General features: G+C 69.1%; 11 protein-coding genes and 1 tRNA gene. 7 read left to right on the top strand and 5 right to left on the bottom strand.

Annotated elements, in window-relative coordinates; all coding sequences use genetic code 11:
* Nucleotides 1-73 precede the first annotated feature (73 nt).
* Entirely contained in the window at nucleotides 74-3550 is a 3477-nt protein-coding gene (locus tag AC4D16_RS04580; protein ID WP_490954669.1) for an ATP-dependent helicase, read from the top strand.
* On the opposite strand, the gene AC4D16_RS04575 is transcribed toward AC4D16_RS04580, so the two are convergent.
* Nucleotides 3547-5034: a phosphotransferase gene (locus tag AC4D16_RS04575; RefSeq protein WP_490954112.1), complete on the bottom strand. Its 1488-nt coding sequence runs from the start codon at nucleotides 5032-5034 to the stop codon at nucleotides 3547-3549. The two genes, AC4D16_RS04580 and AC4D16_RS04575, sit on opposite strands and share 4 nt — an antisense overlap.
* A gap of 163 nt (nucleotides 5035-5197) precedes the next feature.
* Here AC4D16_RS04575 and nudC point away from each other — a divergent pair, with 163 nt between their 5' ends.
* Genes nudC through AC4D16_RS04560 form a run of 3 tightly spaced genes read left to right on the top strand, consistent with a single transcriptional unit; the run spans nucleotide 5198 to nucleotide 8860 of the window.
* The gene (nudC, locus tag AC4D16_RS04570; RefSeq protein WP_490954111.1) at nucleotides 5198-6154 is read left to right on the top strand and encodes an NAD(+) diphosphatase; all 957 of its coding nucleotides are present in this window, start codon (nucleotides 5198-5200) and stop codon (nucleotides 6152-6154) included.
* A complete protein-coding gene (locus AC4D16_RS04565) occupies nucleotides 6154-8262 on the top strand; it encodes an ATP-dependent helicase (RefSeq protein WP_490954110.1) in 2109 nt (702 codons plus the stop codon). The genes nudC and AC4D16_RS04565 overlap by 1 nt, the downstream gene beginning before the upstream one ends.
* The gene (locus AC4D16_RS04560) at nucleotides 8255-8860 is read left to right on the top strand and encodes a M48 metallopeptidase family protein (RefSeq protein WP_490948687.1); all 606 of its coding nucleotides are present in this window, start codon (nucleotides 8255-8257) and stop codon (nucleotides 8858-8860) included. The genes AC4D16_RS04565 and AC4D16_RS04560 overlap by 8 nt, the downstream gene beginning before the upstream one ends.
* A 62-nt stretch (nucleotides 8861-8922) precedes the next feature.
* Here the strand turns inward: AC4D16_RS04560 and AC4D16_RS04555 are convergent, their stop codons facing one another.
* Nucleotides 8923-10545: a zinc-dependent metalloprotease gene (locus tag AC4D16_RS04555; RefSeq protein ID WP_490948688.1), complete on the bottom strand. Its 1623-nt coding sequence runs from the start codon at nucleotides 10543-10545 to the stop codon at nucleotides 8923-8925.
* Between the two features lie 235 nt (nucleotides 10546-10780).
* Here AC4D16_RS04555 and AC4D16_RS04550 point away from each other — a divergent pair, with 235 nt between their 5' ends.
* The 3 genes from AC4D16_RS04550 (at nucleotide 10781) to AC4D16_RS04540 (ending at nucleotide 15311) form a co-directional block, all read left to right on the top strand.
* Nucleotides 10781-11875 (top strand): YlbL family protein, encoded by a 1095-nt coding sequence (locus tag AC4D16_RS04550; protein ID WP_490954109.1) that lies wholly within the window; start codon nucleotides 10781-10783, stop codon nucleotides 11873-11875.
* Between the two features lie 235 nt (nucleotides 11876-12110).
* Nucleotides 12111-15158, top strand: coding sequence for a UPF0182 family membrane protein (locus AC4D16_RS04545; protein WP_490954108.1), 3048 nt, complete (start codon nucleotides 12111-12113; stop codon nucleotides 15156-15158).
* 79 nt (nucleotides 15159-15237) lie between these two features.
* Nucleotides 15238-15311: transfer RNA gene (locus AC4D16_RS04540), tRNA-Met, on the top strand.
* A gap of 166 nt (nucleotides 15312-15477) precedes the next feature.
* On the opposite strand, the gene AC4D16_RS04535 is transcribed toward AC4D16_RS04540, so the two are convergent.
* The 3 genes from AC4D16_RS04535 to AC4D16_RS04525 all read right to left on the bottom strand — a co-directional run bounded on the left by AC4D16_RS04535 (nucleotide 15478) and on the right by AC4D16_RS04525 (nucleotide 19960).
* Entirely contained in the window at nucleotides 15478-16869 is a 1392-nt protein-coding gene (locus AC4D16_RS04535) for a cryptochrome/photolyase family protein (protein ID WP_490954107.1), read from the bottom strand.
* Nucleotides 16870-16972: 103 nt separating this feature from the next.
* Nucleotides 16973-17767, bottom strand: a complete 795-nt coding sequence (locus AC4D16_RS04530; RefSeq protein WP_490948692.1) for a PspA/IM30 family protein — start codon at nucleotides 17765-17767, stop codon at nucleotides 16973-16975.
* 66 nt (nucleotides 17768-17833) lie between these two features.
* Nucleotides 17834-19960 carry a TPM domain-containing protein gene (locus AC4D16_RS04525; protein ID WP_490954106.1) on the bottom strand — a complete coding sequence of 709 codons (2127 nt, stop codon included), beginning with the start codon at nucleotides 19958-19960 and terminating at the stop codon, nucleotides 17834-17836.
* Nucleotides 19961-20334 lie beyond the last annotated feature (374 nt).

The following is a 20334-nucleotide window of genomic DNA, read 5'->3' as shown; positions in this document are numbered from 1 at the left end:
GCACGCAGCGACGGACGGCACCGACAGCCGGACCGGCACCGGCGCGGACGTCGACAGCCGTGCGGAGCCGATCGTGGGCCTACCGCACCCGGCACCCGCCTTCTCTGCGCGGTATCTGGCGGAACTGCTGCACACCGATGCCGATACCCCCGTGCTCTACCCCACCGACGAGCAGGTCGCAGTGATCGAGGCGCCCCTCGAGCCGATGCTGGTCATCGCCGGGGCAGGGTCGGGGAAGACGAAGACGATGGCGGATCGGGTGGTGTGGCTCGTCGCGAACGGGCTGGTCCGGCCCGAGCAGATCCTGGGGGTCACCTTCACGAGGAAGGCGGCCGGCGAGCTCGCGTCGCGGGTGCGTCAGCGGCTCGCCCAGTTCTACACCGCCACCGCGGAAGCGGATGCGTCGGCAGCCGGCCGGGTCACGGAAGGAAGCGGGTCCGGGGTACGGGGGCCGGTGAGCCCCGACGAGCGGCTGGACCCGACCATCTCGACCTACCACTCCTTCGCCAACGGGATCGTGCAGGACTACGGCCTCCGGATCGGTGTGGAACGCGATTCGGTCATGCTCGGTACTGCGCAGGCCTGGCAACTCGCGTCGACCGTCGTCGAGGCCTATGACGGCGAGTGGGAGCACCTCACCGCGGCGAAGAGCACGCTCGTGAAGTCGGTGCTCGACATGGCAGGCGAATGTGCCGAGCACCTCGTCACACCGAGCAGGGTGCGGGACGAGTTGCGGCGCCACGTCGAGCACGTGGTCTCCCGCCCGTACGTCGAGGGATCGGACAAGGTGTCCACGCAGAAGGTGCGTCAGCTCCTGGACAAGCTCAGGACGCGCGTCACCGTCACCGAACTGGTGGAGCGGTATGCCGAGGCCAAGCTGTCCAGGAGAAGCCTCGACTTCGGGGATCTGGTGTCCCTGGCGGCGCGCATCGCGCAGGAAGTACCCGAAGCAGGGGAGGCGGAACGTGCGAAGTACCGCGTAGTGCTGCTCGACGAGTTCCAGGACACGTCCCACGCGCAGATGGTGTTGTTCTCGCGCCTGTTCGCCGATGGCCGGTCGGTGACCGCAGTGGGTGATCCGCACCAGTCCATCTACGGATTCCGCGGTGCCTCGGCAGGACAGCTGGCGACCTTCCGCACGGCGTTCCCGCGGTACACCGCGGACGGGCGGACGCCGTCATCGGTGAGTCACCTGTCCATCGCCTGGCGCAACTCCACCTCCATCCTCGAGGCGGCGAATACGGTGTCGGCGCCGCTCAACACTCCTGCCCCATGGCTGCGTACAGCCGGGGTGCAGCAGGTACCGGAACTCGTCGCACGACCCGGTGCCCCGCTGGGGGAAGTCCTCCTCGGGCGCTTCGCCACCGATGCACGCGTCCGGACCCCCGGGTCCTCCGCGCCGGATCCGGAGGACCGTCGGGCCCTCAGCGAGGCCGAGGCGGTGGCGCTGGAGGTCGTCCGTCAGCGTCGCCGCAGCTTCGAGACGGAACCGGACGGGACGCCGCTGATGCCGACCATCGCCGTGCTCTGCCGGGGCCGGAAGCAGTTCGATCCGCTGCGCAGGGAACTCGAGCGTGCAGGGATCCCGGTGCAGGTCGTCGGGCTCGGCGGGCTCCTCCGTACCCCGGAGATCGTGGACCTCCTCGCCACCCTTCGCGTCCTCGGCGATCCCGACAGGTCCGATTCGATGCTGCGGCTGCTTGCCGGAGCGAGGTGGCGCGTCGGACCGGCCGATCTGATGGCGCTCGGCGAGTGGTCGCGCCACCTTGCCCATGCTCGGGAAGCGCTGTACCGCCGCGGGGGCGATGCTCGCCGGCTCTCCGACGGCACGGTGGATGGGCAGGCTGCCGACGCCGCCGTCGTCCCCGACAGGGCCGAGGCGGGAAGCCTCGTCGAGGCCGTGGACCATTTCCCGCCCGCCGGATGGACGTCCGCCTCGGGGCGGGAGCTCAGCGACGCCGCGCGCCAGCGTCTGCTGGCGCTCCGTGCCGAGCTCCGCATGCTGCGCGGGTTCGTCGGTGACGATCTCGGGACGCTCATCGGTGAGGTCGAACGCACCATGCTGCTGGACATCGAGGTCGCCTCCAGGCCCGGGCAGAGCATCCACGAGGCCCGACGCAACCTCGACGCCTTCACCGAGGCGGTCGCAGGATTCGTGGCGAGTGCGGAACGGGTGGATCTGCCGGCTTTCCTGGGCTGGCTCGAAGCGGCCGACCAGGAGGAGGACGGACTGCCGGTGACCCAGCTCGAAGCGAGCCGGGACGCAGTGCAGCTCCTCACCGTGCACGCGTCGAAGGGCCTGGAATGGGACGTCGTCTTCGTGCCCGGCATGAATGACGGATCGTTCCCCAGCGGCAAGGACTCGCGGTGGAGCAGCGGCGACGCCTCCATTCCCTGGCCTCTCAGGGGGGACGCACCGGAGCTACCCCAGTGGGACTGGGAGCACCGTGACCAGCGTGAGTGGCTGGGGAGCGAGGAGGTCTTCACCGATGAGGCGCGCGCCCACGCCGAACGTGAGGAGCGTCGCCTCGCCTACGTCGCCTTCACGCGCGCCAAACATGCCCTGGTCTGCACCTCGTCGGCGTGGGGCGGCGGCCGGACGAAACCGTCGGAGCCGTCCGCCTACCTCGTGGATCTGCTCACCCTCGCGACGGCCGGACGGGAGGGGTACGACGCTCCGCACTGGATCTCGACCGAGCATGCGGGCGATACCAATCCTGCCGTGTCCGCGCCGGAACGTGCCGTGTGGCCGGTGGATCCGCTCGGGTCGCGTCGCGGGGCGATGGAATTCGCTGCGAACGCCGTCGTCGACCAGCTGCAGACCCCCCGCCTCGATGTGCAGCTCGGCGGCGGACGCTGGGACGAGGAGGTCCGCCTCGCCCTCGCGCGTCAGCAGCGCGACCGTCGTCGCCGTCCGCTGTCCCTGCCGGCACACATCTCCGCGTCCACCCTCGTCGAGTTGCGGGAGGACTCCGCGGCGGTGATGCAGCAGTTGCGTCGTCCGCTGCCGCGACGACCGGGATCCGCCGCCCGCAAGGGCACGGCATTCCACGCGTGGATCGAGGAGTTCTACGGGGCGGGAGGCATGCTCGACCTCGGCGAGTACCCCGGGGGCGCGGACGCGCACGTCGACGAGACGCTCGGCCTGACGGAGATGGCCGAGATCTTCGAGAGGTCCCAGTGGGCCCTCCGGGAGCCGGCGGCGATCGAGGTACCCATCGAGACCAGGATCGCTGACACCGTCGTCAGGGGTCGGATCGACGCCGTGTTCCGGGATGCCGACGGCGGTTGGGACCTGATCGACTGGAAGACGGGACGCCCGCCCGCACCCGACCGCAGGGCGGCGAAGTCGATCCAGCTGGCCGTCTACCGTCTCGCGTGGTCACGACTCAAGGACGAGCCGCTGGAGAAGGTGCGGGCAGCCTTCTTCTACGTCGCCGACGACCTCGTGGTGAGGCCTCACGACCTGGCGGATGCCGACGAACTCGAACGCATCATCGGCAGCGCGCACAGGGCGGGCGCGAGTCTGCAGGAGGGCCCCGCCGATTAGCTTCCGTAGGAGATGATCGGGAGCGCCGAGGTCGCGACGTCGTCGGCCGGTCCGTCGTCGGTCCGATCGGAGGTCCTGAGGAGCGTCACGTTCGCGGTGCGCGACGCCCCGTCGGGGTCGGGAATGACGGACGCGCCGCGACGGCCGGCGGTGAGGCGCGCATGGGCGAGCGATGAGCCGGAGCGTCCGTCGGTGGCGTCGGCCCGGTGCTCGTCGTCCCGGTGCTCGTCGCCCTGGATCTGCGCGTGACCGACGGCGTCTTCCGGTCCGTGCTCGTGGTCCTTCCGCGCGGCGAGCGTGCCGGAGCGTCGAGCGTCGTGCCCGTACGTCGATCCTCGGTCGACGACGTGGCTGCCGTTCCCCGTCCGATCGTGCGACGAGCGTCCACCGGAGGGTCGGGGGTCCTCGTCGTCGGTTCCGGCATCCTCCGTCCCGACGTCGTCCGTCCAGGAGCCCTCGGCGCCGCCCTCGGCGTCGTCCTCGAAGGAGGGATCGTCGTCGGGATCGAAGCCTTCGTGGTCGCCCCACTCGAGGCGCTCCTCGTGGGCGAGCCGGGCCCGCTCTGCGGCCTCGTGCTGTTCCCGCTCGATCACCTCGACGTCGTGGCGCAGGGTCGCCAGCATGCCGTCCGCCTCCGCGATCATCCGTGCGTCGTCGAGCGCGAGCCCGCGCACCATCCACTGCGCGAGAGCGAACTCGGCCGCGAGGGCCGCGCGCCGGGCGAGGTGGGGGTCGACGGCTGCGCCCCTGGCCTCGGCGTAGCCCGCGTACACCGCATCCACGAAGGACGGCTGCTCCGCCGCGGCGAGCCAGGCGAAGTCCGCCGCGGGATCGCCGATGCTGAGGTCGGTCCACCCCGTCACGGCGGAGACGCGACCGGCCGCGATGAGCAGATGGTCCTCGTGCAGATCCCCGTGGACGACCGTCGGGGTGAAACGCCACAGCGCGACGTCCTCGAGGGCGTGTTCCCACCGGCGCAGCAGCACGGACGGGATACGGCCTGTCGTGGCGGCCTGGTCCAGCTCGTTGAGCTTCCGCTGGCGGTACTCGTTCGCCTCGTAACTGGGGAGATCGGCGCGCTGCACCATCTCCTGCGGCAGGTCGTGGATCCCGGCGATGACGCGGCCGATCTCCTGCGCCATGGTCCGCCCGCCGGCGGCGAGGGCTTCGAGGGTCCTGGTGGTCCCGGTCAGATGGGAGTACACGAAGGTGCTGAGCTCGCCCTGGCGCACGCTGCCCGCGATGTGCGGGATCAGGAAGGGGAGCTCCGCCTTGACGGCCGGGGTGAAGGCACGCAGGGCCTGCAGCTCGGTCTCGAGCCGCATGCTCGCCTCAGGGTGCCTGGGGGACCGGACGCGCCACTGCTTCCCGGCGTCGTCCACCAGCAGGGCGGAGTCGAAATCGGCGGCGTCGTCGGGGGCACCTGCGACGCCCGTCGGAGCCAGGCCAGGCACTGCGGCGCTGGCGATGGCAGCAAGTTCCATGGGTGTCCGTTTCACAAGGTCCACCGTAGGGCGACCAGCGGGGCACCTTCTTACACCGGGGCGGCGAGTCGTCAGATGCACTACTCGTTCCGGCGGGCGGACTACTCCTCCACCCGCTCGCCCCCGAGTGTGTTTTGGGAGACCCGCCACGTACCGTAGGAGCATGACTTCCGCGCTCCGAAACCTCGTGCTCCCACCCCTCGGATCGCTCCCGCTCTCCCGTGCCGATTCCGACCGCGACGGCGACCGGAGGACGTCCGAGAACATCCTCGACGAGCTGTGGTCCTCGCCGGAGACGCTCGTGCTGGCCCTCAGCGGCGGCAAGGCGCCCGTCGCGGGGACACGACTCTCCCTCGTCGCTCCCGCGGCCCTCGAGCGCCCGGAACTCGTCGTCTACCTCGGGCGCATCAACGAGGGCGCAGTCGACGCCGGACAGGCGGTCGTCCTCGCGGTCCTGCAGGAGGCCGACGCATCGGTCGTGCCCGCCGACCAGTGGCTCGGCCTGCGCGAGATCGCCGCGTCTCTGGACGCGCGCGACGCCGGACTCTTCGTGGAGGCTGCGGCCATCGCGAACTGGCACGCGACGCACACGCATTGCCCGCGCTGCGGCACACCGACGCTGGTCCGTGATGGCGGGTGGGTGCGCCAGTGCCCGCAGGACGAGTCGCAGCACTACCCCCGCACGGACGCCGCGATCATCGTGTCCGTGATCGACGACGACGACCGCATCCTCCTCGGCTCGGCGATGGCGTGGGCGGAGAACAGGTACTCGACGCTCGCCGGCTTCGTGGAGCCGGGGGAATCACTCGAGGCCGCCGTCCTCCGCGAGGTCGGTGAGGAGTCCGGGATCGAGATCGACGAGCCCCGGTACCTCGGCTCGCAGCCTTGGCCGTTCCCTGCCTCCCTCATGCTCGGTTTCACGGCGCGTGCCGTCACCACGGACGCCGTGCCGGACCTCGAGGAGATGCGGTCCCTGCGGTGGTTCACGCGCGCGCAGCTGTTCGAGGAGGTGCGCGACGAGAAGATCGCCGTGGCCGGCGGCGTGTCCATCGCCCGTGCGCTGATCGAGCGCTGGTACGGCGGTCCCCTGGACGAGGAGCCGTCGGAGGCTCGCCCCTAGTGACCGGCGTACTGCTCGAGGACAGCATTCTCGAGGGGCTCGACGACGAACAGCGACTCGTCGCGAGCTCCCTCTCCGGGCCGCTGTGCGTGCTCGCCGGCGCGGGTACCGGGAAGACCCGCGCCATCACCCACCGGATCGCCTACGGGGTCCAGACCGGCGTGTACAAGCCGCAGCAGGTCCTGGCGGTGACGTTCACCGCACGTGCGGCCGCCGAGATGCGCACGAGGCTCCGTGACCTCGGCGCGGGCGGTGTGCAGGCTCGCACCTTCCACGCCGCGGCGCTCCGGCAGCTCCAGTACTTCTGGCCCCAGGCGGTCGGAGGACCGCTGCCTGCTCTGGTTGACCACAAGGCGCAGCTCATCGCGGAAGCAGCCCGTCGTCTTCGCATCACGACCGATCGTGCCGCGATCCGCGACGTGGCGGCGGAGCTCGAGTGGGCCAAGGTGTCGATGCTGACACCCGACGCCTACATGGCTGCAGCAGCGGGGCGGGAAGCGCCGGCCGGGATGGACCTCGTCACGGTGTCGCGCATCTTCTCCGCCTACGAGGACCTGAAGATCGACCGCAACCTCATCGATTTCGAGGACGTGTTGCTCACGACGGTGGCCATCCTCGAGGAGGATGAGAAGGTGGCAGCCACCGTCAGGGCGCAGTACCGCCACTTCGTGGTCGACGAGTACCAGGACGTCTCGCCACTGCAGCAGCGGCTGCTCGACCTCTGGCTGGGGGAGCGCTCGGAGTTGTGCGTCGTGGGTGACACGAGTCAGACCATCTATTCCTTCACGGGCGCGACCTCCCGGCACCTCCTGGACTTCACCCGACGCTACAAGGGCGCGCAGGTGGTGAAGCTGGTCCGTGACTACCGCTCCACCCCGCAGGTCGTCCGCGCCGCGAACTCGCTGCTCGCGGCGAGGAGTTCCGAGGTGGACCGCCGTTCCTCGAGCACCACCTGGTCGACGCCGCTCGAACTCGTCGCGCAGCGGGATCCGGGTCCGGAGCCGGCCTTCACGGAGTGTTCCGACGACGAGGCCGAGGCCGCCGATACCGCGCGCCGGATCGGGGTGCTGCTCGATCAGGGGGTCAGGGCGAGTGAGATCGCCATCCTCTACAGGACCAACGGACAGTCGGAGGCCTACGAGCAGGCGTTGGCCAGTGCCGGGATCGGTTACCAGCTGCGCGGTGGCGAGCGGTTCTTCCAGCGCCGGGAGGTTCGCGACGCGCTCCTCCAGTTGAGGGCTGCAGCGCGTACGCCGGGGGACGACGACGTGCCGCAGCAGGTGCGGGACGTCCTGGCGTCACTCGGGTACACCTCGGTGGCACCGCAGAACTCGGGCGCCACCCGAGAGAAGTGGGAGTCGCTCGCGGCACTGGTGTCCCTCGCCGACGATCTCAACCGCACCAGGGGAGCGGACGCCTTCACCCTCCAGATGTTCGTCGCCGAACTCGAGGAACGTGCCGCGTCGCAGCACGCACCGACGGTGCAGGGTGTCACGCTCGCCTCGCTGCACTCCGCGAAGGGGCTCGAGTGGGATGCCGTCTTCCTGGTGGGACTGAGCGAGGGGCTCATGCCGATCTCGTTCGCGGACACGCAGGAAGCCGTGGACGAGGAGCGCCGCCTCCTCTACGTGGGTATCACCCGGGCGCGGATCCACCTCTCCATGTCCTGGTCCACCTCCCGTTCCCCGGGCGGACGGGCGAGCCGCAAACCGTCCCGCTTCCTCGACGCGCTGCGACCGACCGTCGCGGGTCAGGCGACCTTCCGTCAGCCTCGGGCGAAGGCGAGCCGGAAGGCGACCGGACCGGTCACGTGCAGGGTGTGCAAGCGCCCGCTCCTCACCGGCTCCGAGCGGAAGATGGGGCGGTGCGCCGACTGTCCCGCCTCCTACGAGGAAGCCACGTTCGAGGCGCTCCGTGAGTGGAGGCGGGCCGAAGCCCGGGAGAAGGACGTGCCGGCGTTCGTCGTCTTCACCGATGCCACCCTGATCGCCATCGCGGAGGCGAAACCGGAGACGCTCGAGGAACTAGGCGACGTCTCGGGAGTGGGATCAGCGAAGCTCGAGCGGTACGGCGACGCGGTGCTCGAGTTGATCGCCGACAGTGTCTGAGGAGTCGACACCGCCTGAGGCGCCCCGCCGTCTGCCGGTCGAGGTCAGGAGATCAGCGCGGAGGAAACGGACCGTCAGCGCGGATCTGCGGGACGGCGTCATCCGCGTCTCCATCCCGGGCCACTTCTCGGCGCGCCAGGAACGGGACTGGGTGGACCGCATGGTCGAGCGGGTGTCGGCGAAGTATCTCGAGCGGCCCTCCCAGGACAGCGCTCAGCAGGACCTCATGCGTCGTGCCGAAACCCTTGCCCGTACCTATCTCGGCGGAAGGGGTGTGCCGTCGTCGATCGGCTGGGTCACCAATCAGAACTCCCGATGGGCATCAGCGACCCCCGCGCACCGGTCCATCCGCCTGTCCCATCGTCTCCAGGGCATGCCCGACTACGTGATCGATTACGTGATCCTGCACGAGATGAGTCATCTCATCGAGCCCTCGCACAATGCGGTCTTCTGGGCTTTGCTCGAGGCGTACCCGCACACGGCGACGTCGAAGGCGTTCCTCGACGGTGCAGCCTTCGCCTCGCACCGGCTGACGCCGACGGACGAGCCGCACCCTGAGGTTCCTACGGCGACCGGGACGTCGTCGACGATCTGTTGAGGAACCACGCCGATACCTGACCAGGGACGTCACCGATGTCCGATCGGCGACGTCCCCGACCGTCAGCGACGGTCGTCGGACCCCGGTTCCTCGCTGGTGCCCTCCCCGGAGTCACCTGCTGCGCCGTCGTTCAACGCGTCCTTCGCGTCGGCGTCGTCCTCCCCGGACGCAGGCTTCCCGCCCTCGGCCAGGTCTGCGGTGTGCGCGCCATCTGCGGCATCTGGCGAGTCCGACGTTCCGGAGGATCCGGAACCAGTGCCGTCGGCGGCATCGGCGGCATGGGTCGTACCGGGAGACCCGCCGGCATCAGCGGCAGCAGCGGTGTCGCTCGCGGGCTGGTCGAAGTCCCCGGCCAGCAGCCGTTCGAGAGCCGCATCAACGTCTGCGCCGGAGGATTCGATCAGAGCGCGGCGGCTGGAGAAGCCCGCAGGATCGTCGAGATCCTCCGCCGTCGGCAGCAGGTCCGGGTGCTGCCAGATGGCGTCGCGTCCGTCGATCCCGCGCTCCTCGGCGAGCAGGGCCCACAGGGTCGCCGCGTCGCGCAGCCGCCGTGGCCGCAGTTCGAGGCCCACCAGGGAAGCGAACGCATGTTCGGCAGGACCGCCGGTGGCACGCCGTCGACGCACCATCTCCCGCAGGGCACCGGCGGACGGCAGGTTCGCGGCCGCCTTCGCGGAGACCTCGTCGACCCAGCCCTCGACCAGCGCGAGCGTCGTCTCGAGCCGCACCAGTGCGGCGTCCTGCTCCGGGGTCCGCTCGGGCATGAACACGCCCTGCGAGAGGGCACCCTGGATGCTTTCGGGGTTCGTCGGATCGATGTCGCGGGCGGCCTCCTCGATCTTCCCCATGTCGATGTGGATGCCCCGCGCGTAACGCTCGATGCTGCCGAGCAGGTGACCGGTGAGCCAGGGGATGTGCGTGAAGAGTCGGGCGTGTGCAGCCTCCCGCACCGCCAGGAAGAGCTGCACCTCCTGCTCGGGGATGTCGAGGCCCTCCCCGAAGGCGGCCACGTTGACCGGGAGCAGTGCCATCCGACCGTCGGCCAGCGGCACGCCGATGTCCGTCGACCCCACGACGTCCTTGGACAGCGCACCGACCGCCTGCCCCAGCTGCATGCCGAACATCGCGCCACCCACGTTCTGCAGCATCGACGCGGGGCCACCCATCATGCCCATCATCGAGGCCATCTCCTCGGGCAGTTGCTGGGTGATGACGTCGGAGAGCGCCTTGGCGATGCTCGTGGCCACGGGCTCGGTCAGGCGCCGCCACGTCACCATCGTCGCCTCGACCCATTCGGCGCGCGACCACGCGCGGCCCAGCTGGCCGGTGCTCGGGAAGTCGGTGACCGGATCGAGCCACATCTCGGCCAGCTTCAGGGACTCGTCGACGCTCCTGCGCTGCAGGGGCGTGACGGACGGATCACCGTCGGACGCAGCGACCCGACGCGCCTGGTCGTGTGCCATCTGCCAGTTCACCGGCCCCTCGCTCTGGGTGGAGAACATGGCCTGGACCTGCTGCATCATCATCGCCATGGCGGCCGGGTCGGAGGGTAGACCCGCAGCCTTCGCGATCTCCTGCGGGTCGAAGCCACCGGCTCCACCGCCGAACATCTTGGACAGCATCTCGGACAGCGGGTCCTGAGGCGTGTCGTCGTCGCCGTTCGATGGAGTGGGAGGGTTGGTCATCGGTACCACCGGTCCTGGAGTCGCATGGCGGGCCGGGTGCGACGGCGTTCCCACCGCTCCCGAATGTGTCCACCACGCTACCGGGCCATCCCGACCGCTGTCCGACTTCCGCGTCCATCGTTCGCTGAGGGCAAAGACCGGGCGAATCGCGGTCGGTCCGAACGTTTACTCTGAGGTTCCGGGCGCCGCAGGGTCTGCGCGCCCTCGAAGTGAGCGCTCAACAGGAAGAAGCACCGTGACGCACCCCGTCGACACCCAGACGCCCACACCCCGGCCCGAGGCGCGGCCGAGGGATCCACGCCTTCGTGCCATGGCGGTCTCGGGCGGGCTCGCCGTCGTCCTCTGCGCCACTGCGGTCCTCCTGCCCTCGCCCTATGTGATCGAATCCCCGGGGCCGGCCTTCAATACGATCGGGGAGGTCAACGGGCAGCCCTTGATCCGGGTCGAGGGCAGGGAGAGTTTCCCGCCGTCGGGCGAGCTGGATCTCACGACGGTCTTCGTGAGCGGTGGGCCGAACGGTCAGGTCAACGTCTTCGACACCTTCCGCGCCTGGGCGAGCCCGACCGAGAACGTGCTCCCGGAGCAGCTCGTCTACCCCGAGGGCATCACGTCCTCGCAGCTCGAGGAGCAGAACAGCGTCGCGATGACCTCCTCGCAGGAGTCGGCGATCGCAGCCGCGCTGACGCACGAGGACATCGACTACACCGAGGACCTCACGGTGGCCGGTTTCGGGTCCGACGCCCCTGCGGAGGGAGTGCTCGAGGAGGGCGACGTCCTGAGGAGCATCAACGGTCGCACGATCGACACGGTCGAGACGCTGCGGGCCGCGTTGGCCGACGACGCCGGTGCACCGGCACGGCTGTCCCTCGTCCGCGACGGCGCACCGACGGAGGTCTCCGTCACGCCGCGTCGGTCGGACGAGGGCGACTACCAGCTCGGCATCCTCCTCGCCTCCTCCTTCGAGTTCCCCTTCGACGTGTCGATCCAGCTCGACAACGTCGGCGGCCCCTCCGCCGGCATGATGTTCGCGCTCGGCATCGTCGACACGCTGACGGAGGGCGACCTCACCGGCGGCCGGCACTTCGCCGGCACGGGCACCATCGACTCCGCCGGGATCGTCGGCCCCATCGGCGGGATAGCGCAGAAGCTCGTCGGCGCGCGTGCGAACGGCGCGGAGTTCTTCCTCGCTCCGGCGCAGAACTGCGAGGAGGTGGTCGGCAACATCCCCGACGGCCTCACCGTCGTCAGGATCGAGACGCTCGACCAGGCGGTCGACGCCGTCGGGACCCTCGGCTCCGGCGAGGGCGCTGACTCCCTCCCCTCCTGCTGACGGGGAGGTGCGGACGAGTGACCTGCGTCGCAGGCAAGACCCGGCAGGACACATTTGGGTGACGATCGGACGACGACGGCAGCAGGCGGGGAACCTAAGTGGTCCGGCCGAACGTGAACAGGGCAGAATGACTAACGATGGGCCCTTCTCCCCGTCGGCCTTCGTCGTGTTCGGCTCGGGTCAGCAGGGGAAGCAGCCGTCGTCGTGACCCGCAGCAGCTAACGATGAGGTAGATGTGACATCCGGACCAGACCGTCCGTTCGGCAGCAGCCCGAGCCCGGCGAGTGCAGCAGCACGTCGCCGCCGTAGTCCGCTGATCCCCACCATCATCGTGGTGGCGGTGATCGTGATCGCTTTCGTCTACCTCTCGCAGGTGTACGCCGATGTGCTCTGGTACAACCAGCTCGGCTTCCTCGAAGTGTTCGTCACGCAGAACCTCGCCAGGATCGCCCTGTTCCTCGTGGCGTTCCTGGTCATGGCCGGAGCCGTGTTCCTGAGTCTGCGCATCGCGTTCCGCAGCCGCCCCATCTATGCGCCGGACAGCGCCATCCAGGACAACCTGAACCGGTACCAGGCGCAGCTGGAGCCCATTCGCCGCCTGCTGATGCTCGGTATCCCCGTGGTCCTCGGCGCCTTCGCAGGCACGGCGGCGTCCTCGCAGTGGCAGGACGTGCTGCTCTTCCTCAACCAGGAGCCGTTCGGTCGCGAAGACCCCGAGTTCGGCATGGACTTCTCGTTCTACATGTTCACGCTGCCGTTCCTGAGCTTCGTGACCAGTTTCCTCATCAGCGTGGTCATCATCAGCGCCATCGCGACGATCCTGACGCACTACCTCTACGGCGGCATCCGCCTCGAGGAGAAGGGACTCTTCACCACGAAGGCGGCGCGAATCCAGATCGCGGTCGTGGCCGCGGTCTTCCTGGTGCTGCAGGGCGTGAACTACTGGCTCGATCGCTACGACACCCTGCTCAACCAGGGCACGTGGGCCGGGGCGCTCTACACCGATGTCAATGCCGTGATCCCCACGAAGGCCATCCTGGCCGTCGCAGCCGTGATCGTCGCCGCCCTGTTCGTCGCATCGGCGTTCATCGGCCGGTGGCGGCTGCCTCTCATCGGGTCCGCGATGCTCATCATCACCGCCCTGCTCGCCGGTGGCGTGTACCCCTCGATCGTCCAGCGCTTCCAGGTCGATCCTTCGCGCCTCAATGCTGAACGGGACTTCATCGACCGCAACATCGACCTCACCCGGGAGGCCTACGGGCTCGACGACGTCCAGGTGCGCGATTACGAGCCGGTCGCCACACCGGAAGCAGGCGCCCTTAACGAGGACGGCGAGACGACGGCGAACATCCGTCTGCTCGATCCCAACCTGGTGTCCGACGCCTTCAGTCAGCTGCAGCAGTTCAGGCAGTACTACCAGTTCCCGGAGACGCTCAACGTCGACCGGTACGAGATCGACGGCGAGATCCAGGACACGGTGATCGCCGTGCGCGAGCTCGACACCAACGGTGTCCCGGAGGGATGGGTCAACGAGCACGCGTTCTACACCCACGGCTACGGGGTCGTCGCAGCGGCGGGCTCGACCGTGCAGCCCGATGGCCGCCCCGAGTTCCTGCAGTCCGGCATCCCGTCGACCGGCGTGCTCGGCGACGAGTCCACGTACGAGCCGCGGATCTACTTCGGTGAGTCCTCGCCCGAGTACTCCGTCGTGGGAGCGCCGGAGGGCACCTCGCCCGCCGAGATCGATCGTCCGCAGGATGACAACTCTGAGACCGACTCGCGCACGACATTCCGTGGCGAGGGCGGCCCCGACGTCGGGAACGCCTTCAACCGCCTCGTGTACGCCCTGAAGTTCCAGTCCACCGATCTGTTGCTCTCCGACCAGGTCAACGCCGAGTCCCAGATCCTGTACGACCGTGATCCGGTGGAGCGAGTCCGCAAGGTCGCCCCGTACCTCACGCTCGACGGCAACAGTTACCCCGCGATCGTCGACGGTCGTGTCAAGTGGATCATCGACGGATACACGACCAGCGCGAACTTCCCGTACTCGCAGTCGCAGGCGCTGGACACCGCGACGCAGGATTCGCAGACCGCGGGCGGCCTGACGACGGCCCTGCCGGCGGAGCGAATCAACTACATCCGCAACGCGGTCAAGGCGACGGTCGACGCGTACGACGGTTCGGTCAACCTCTACGCCTGGGACGACCAGGACCCCGTTCTGAAGTCCTGGCAGAACGTATATCCCTCGTCCCTGCAGCCCTACAGCGAGATGTCCGCGGACCTGATGGCGCACGTGCGCTACCCGGAGGACCTCTTCAAGGTGCAGCGCGAGCTCCTGGCGAAGTACCACGTCACGGCGACGGACGAATTCTTCGACAACAGCGAGGCGTGGAGCGTTCCGTCGGATCCCGGCGAGGGCACGGACGCGGCCGCCGCGACCACGGCGAACCGTCAGCCACCCTTCTACCTGACCCTGCAGATGCCCGGCCAGGAGGAGGGTCAGGAGGAGACGGCGTTCTCCCTGACCACTCCCTACATCCCGTTCGTCCCACCGGGACAGACTCCCCGTAACGTCCTGTACGGCTTCCTCGCCGCCAACGGCGACGCCGGGACAGGGGAGGACGGCGTCAAGAGCGAGACCTACGGCCAGCTGACGCTGCTGGACAGCTCGGGAATCGATTCTGTCGTCGGCCCCGGGCAGGCCCAGAACCTGTTCAATTCGGACACCACGGTGTCGCAGGAACTGAACCTCCTGCGCCAGGGTGCGTCCGAGGTCATCAACGGCAACCTCCTGACCCTGCCGATCGGTGGGGGTATCGCCTACGTCCAGCCGGTGTACGTGCAGTCGTCGGGAAGTTCGTCCTTCCCCGTCCTGCGACGTGTGCTCGTGAGTTTCGGGGAGACGGTCGGCTTCGCGCCCACGCTCGCCGAGGCGCTGGACCAGGTCTTCGGCGGCAGCTCGGGAGCGACGACCGGCGACGAGGACAACGTCGGCGAGACGCCGGAGGATCCAGCGACCCCGCCGGCCGAAGGCGAGGCAACTCCCACGCCGTCGCCCTCTCCCGCGCCCAGCGCGGGTGGCACCCCGGGTGGTGTGACGGGCGATCCGGCCGCCGATCTGCGGACTGCGCTCGAGGATGCCAACACGGCCATCCAGGACGGCAACACGGCGCTCGCGGACGGTGACTTCGCAGCGTACGGCGAAGCCCAGACCCGCCTGCAGGACGCCCTGCAGCGGGCACTCGACGCGGAGGAACGCTCCTCCGCAGCCGCCGGCGGCTGATCGCCGGACCGGTCGGGACCGGGCGGGGAGGAGGTCGATTTGCCTCCCCGCCCACGACCCGGTAACGTTGTATTTACGCCGCGGGGTGGAGCAGTTCGGTAGCTCGCTGGGCTCATAACCCAGAGGTCACAGGTTCAAATCCTGTCCCCGCAACGAAAGAGGAAGTCCGGTTCACCTGAGGGTGAGCCGGACTTTTTCGTGGTGTGCGGTCGAGAGATGAGCGTTGTCCGCTGGGCGCCGTGAGCGAAGGCTGACCACGACGAGCCAGAGGCCCCTCCGCAGCTCTGGGACGGGAAGCTGCAGAGGGAGAACGGCTCCGTCAGCCTCCCGAGAGCGCCTTGTACGCGCTCAGGGCGCGCTCCCTGCTCTCCTTGAGATCCACGATCGGGTCCGGGTACTCAGGAGCCGATCCCTTCCAGGGCTCATGGATGTTCTCCGCATTCGCGAGTTCGGGCACGAAGCGCTTGAGATACGCGCCATCTGGGTCGAACTTCTTGCTCTGCAGCACAGGGTTGAAGATGCGGAAATAGGGGCTCGCGTCCGCACCCGATCCGGCGACCCACTGCCAGCTCGCCGCATTGCTCGCCGCGTCGGCGTCGACGAGGCAGTCCCAGAAGAACTGTTCGCCGATGCGCCAGTCGATCATGAGGTTCTTGATGAGGAAGGATGCCGTCGCCATCCGTACACGGTTGTGCATCCACCCGATGTCCCACATCTGGCGCATGCCGGCGTCGACGAACGGATAGCCCGTACGGCCCCGCTGCCACGCCTCGAGCTCCGTCTCGGTCGATTCCTCCCACGTGAAGGCGTTGAACTCGGGGCGGTAGTTGACCGTGGCGAGCTCCGGGTTGAAGTAGAGCAACTGCCAGCTGAACTCCCGCCATCCGAGCTCCGAGCCGTACACGCGGATGTCCTCGGCCGTCGCACTGTTCTTGTGGGCCTGGGCGGCGTGCCACACCTCGAACGGGCTGATCTCGCCGAAGCGAAGGTGCGGGGACAGCATGCTGGTGCCCTGGACCGCGGGGAGGTTCCGCTTGTCCTTGTAGCCGTGGACGGCGGACTCGAGGAATAGATCGAGCCGCCGGTGCGCACCCGACTCCCCGGGGGTCCAAGTGTCCCGCAGACCCTGCGCCCAGTCGGGCGTGGTCGGCAGCAGCGTCCAGGACGCGAGGTCGTCGGAGGCGAGACGGGGGCCGTGGAGCGCCGTGGGCGACGAGAGGGGCTTGCGGGGTGTGCGTGAGGCCAGGCAGGCCCGCCAGAACGGTGTGAAGACCTTGTAGGCCTCGCCTGCGCCGGAGGTGACCTCCCACGGTTCGTACATCAGGTTGGCCTGGAAGCTCGTGGCCTCGATGCCCTGTTCACCGAAGGATCCCTTCAGGATCGCGTCGATGGTGCGCTCCGCCAGGCCATAGCGGCGGTTCCACACGACGGCGTGGGCCGATGCTTCCTCCACGATGCCGGGCAGCACATCGCCGGCAGGTCCTCGCCGCAGGACCAGCGGGATACCGAGGTCCTCGAGGTCCTCGGCGAGCGCTGCGAGCGAATGGTGCAGCCACCACTTCGACGCCCCGCCGAGCGGTCTCATGCCGTCCGTCTCCTCGTCGAGGACGTAGCAGGCGACGACGTCGTCACCGCTCTCCGCCGCCGCGATCAGGGCGGGATTGTCGGAGATACGCAGGTCGTCCCGGAACCACATCAGAGTTACAGCCATGACGATCAATCTACCTGCGACCTCTGACAGAGGGGGAGCCTTGACGACGGAGGGGACCGCGGCCGAGAAGGCCACGGTCCCCTCCGTCGGGTACGTCGAGAACTCAGTAGGTCGTCTCGCCGCTCGTCGCGGGCGAGGCGGTCGGCGCCGCACCCTGCGCACCCTGCCCGATGGCGGACTGCCCGCCGGTCCCGGACTTCAGCGCGGCGAGCCGGGCCTCGATCTCCGTCTGCTCGCCGAGATCCTCGAGGCTCTCGAACTGCGAGTCCAGGCTCGACGACGCGAGCTCCTGCTGACCGCGGACCTTGGCCTCCTCGCGCCGGATCTTCTCCTCGAACCTGCCGACCTCGCTGGTCGGGTCCATGAAGTCGATGCTCTTGACGGCGTCGTGGACCTGCTGCTGCGCCTGCGCGGTGCGGGCGCGGGCGATGAGCTGGTCCCGCTTGACCGTGAGCTCACCGAGCTTGCCCTTCATCTGGTTGAGGCCGTCCTTGAGCTTGTCGACGATCTCGGTCTGCGAGGCGATCGTGGGCTCGGCACCCTTGGCCTCGTTCTCCGCGGCCATCTGACGCTGGATCGCCACCTTCGCGAGGTTGTCGAACTTCTGCGCGTCCGCGGTGTCACCCGAGGTGCGGTACTCGTCCGCCTTCCGGGAGGCAGCCAGTGCCTTGTTGCCCCAGCTACGCGCGTTCTCGACGTCCTCGTTGTAGTCGTCCTGCATCATCCGCAGGTTGCCGATGGTCTGGGCGACCGCGCTCTCCGCCTCGGCGATGCTGTTGGTGTAGTCGCGGACCATCTGGTCGAGCATCTTCTGCGGGTCCTCGGCCTGATCGAGCAACGAGTTGATGTTCGCTCGTGTGAGTTGTGCGATCCTGCCGAAAATTGACTGCTTCACCATTGATCTCCCTTTCGATTCTTCGTGCTGGTCTGTGGTCCTGCTGGCCGTGCCGGTGCGGGGGAACGATCAGAAGTCGCCGCCGCCGAAGTCGCCGCCGCCGAAGTCCCCTCCGCCGAACCCGCCGAAACCGCCTCCGCCGAAGCTTCCGCCGTCACCACCGAAGCCCCCGTCGCCGCCTCCTCCGCCGCCGAAGCCGCCGCCGAAGCCACCACCGAAGCCGCCGCCGTTCAGGACGGAGCCGAGCAGGATGCCGCCGAGCAGCGCCCCGCCCATGCCGTCACCACGGCCGCCGTACATCCCTCCGGCGCCGAGGCCGCGGCCGCCGAAGCCGTCGACGTCCTGTTCCGCGAGCTGCGCCGCCTGGTCGGCGAGGGCGGAGGCCTGCTGCGCGTGGGAGAGGGCGGTCACCGGATCGGTCCGTTGCAGCTGGACGGCGTGGTCGAGGTTCCGTTCGGCTTCGGCGAGACGTGTTCTCGCCTCGCTGCCCACGCCGCCACGCCTGGCGCGGATGTAGTCGGACGTTCCCGAGATGCTCGACTGCGCCGCGATGATCGCGTGCTGGAGGGCGCCCTGGGCCCGTCGCGCGTTCTCCTCCTGGTCGCGCACGCCTCCGAGTGCCGCGTCCAGCTGCCTGTGCGCAGTCTCGAGGCGCTGCAGGAGCGCCAAGGGGTTGCTCCGGGCACTCTGCCGTTCCTGACGGACGGTCGTCACGGTGGACTGCATCGCGGCGATGGGACCCGCGAGGTCGTGGTACTGCCCGGTCCGGTCCATGGCCTGGGCCTGCGCGAGATCCTGTTCGGCCTCCGGCAGCGCCCGTTCCAGCTCGGCCTCCGCTGCCCGGAGCTCCTCGGAGCGCTTGTCGATGGCGTCGAGCAGCACCGTGCTCTGGTGCACCGCTTCCTCGGCCGCACGGACGGCGATGACGGCGCGGCCCGTGTCGCCCTCGGCCATGCGCGCCTGCGCCTCGGTGGACGCGCTGCCCACGAAGCTGAGCCGCTCGCGCGCCTGGTCGATGTTGTCGGCCACCTGGGTGGTGGCGGTCTTCAGGTAACGGGTCTGCAGTGTCCGCAACGACCGCTCGGCATCGGCGAAGCGCGTACCGGCGGCGTCGGCGGCGGCCTGCGCGCGGCTCAAGGCCTCCGGTGCGTTCTTCTCGAGTTCCCTCAGGGCGTCGAAATCGGCCTTGTGGGCCTGGAGCGACGCGTTGACGTCCTCGCACCGCCGGATGATCTCACCGAGCCACTGGCGCTGCTGCTGCTCGGTGTCGGGGATGTGGTCGTCCAGTTGCTGCTGGAGCTTGAAGGACTCGCTCATGTGCTGACGGGCAGCGGCGATGTCGGAGGAGAACGTCGCGATCGCGTCACTGCCGTACTGGGCCTCGGCGAACCCGAGCTCCTGCTCACTGGACTTGATGGCGTCGTCGGCCGCTACGAGCAGGCTCCCCGCCCGCTTGCGGAGATCCTCCACGCTCACGGACGCGAGCGGATCGACGGGCTCACCGCCGCCCGGCGGGGAAGTGGGGCCGTACCCGTACTGCTCCCGTTTACTCTGGCCGCTGCTGCGATTCTTCAGCAGGAGGTAACCGCCGGCCCCGGCGACCGCCACCAGGCCGCCCACCAGCACCAGGCCACCGAGGCCGCTTCCAGCCGTGGAATCTGTAGTGCCCCTGGACGTCCCGCCGTTCGACGTGCCCGCGCCGCCGGACCCCGAGAGCGCCGCACGGATCCCGTCGACGGCGGCGAGGCCTGCGGTGCCGAACTCACCGGCCTCCAGCTCGGGACCGATGTAGCGGTTGTAGATCGCGTCGTCCTGGTCGGCGAGCGCTGAACCCTCCGCTGCTCCGAAGCGGGCCGTCCCCGGCTGCAGCCTGACCGCCAGCAGGGCGGACTGGGGGTCGGACGCGTTGAGGTCCAGGGTGCTCCGGGCCCACGCATCAGGATCCGACGGGTTTTCGAGGGTGTTCACGTAAGCGATGCGCAGCGTGAAGTCGTCCTCGGAGCGCAACTGCTCGATCTCCGCCTCGAGCACACTCTCCTCGCGGTCCGAGAGAACGCCGGCCGTGTCCACGACGTAGTCACCGGACGGGAAGGTCACCGGCTCGTCCGCGGCGGCGGCCGTGCTCGTCATCAGCGGCAGGGCCACGAGGGCGCCCAGGACGGTGGCGACGCTCGCGCGCCCGCTCAACATTCGCATTCTCGACCCTTCAGCACGCCCTCCGGACTGCGCCGATCCCGGATCGGGTCAGGCGGACGCCGGAGGCTCCGTGTTCCCGATTCTATGGTTGGCCTCCTGGAGCGTCCACCGTCGCCGCTGTGCCACCAGCGAACGCTTGACGACACCGCGGCCGGCGGCGTGCGGCGTCGTCGGCTCCGCCGCACGCCGTGCCGCCGGGCGTTCGCGCTCCGGCTGGCACTCGGCGTCGTCGGTCGCAGCCGTTGTGCCCGCCGCACCGAACTCAACGGGCCGTCGGCGCTGCGGGTGATACTGGAGAACCGGCGAACGGTCACCTCTTCGTCCGGGGACAACCCAGCGACCTCCCAGAATGCGTTCAGCGAACACGTGCTCGA

This window comes from Arthrobacter sp. TJ-236, from assembly GCF_058269235.1.
This window is presented reverse-complemented; position numbering and strand designations above follow the sequence as displayed.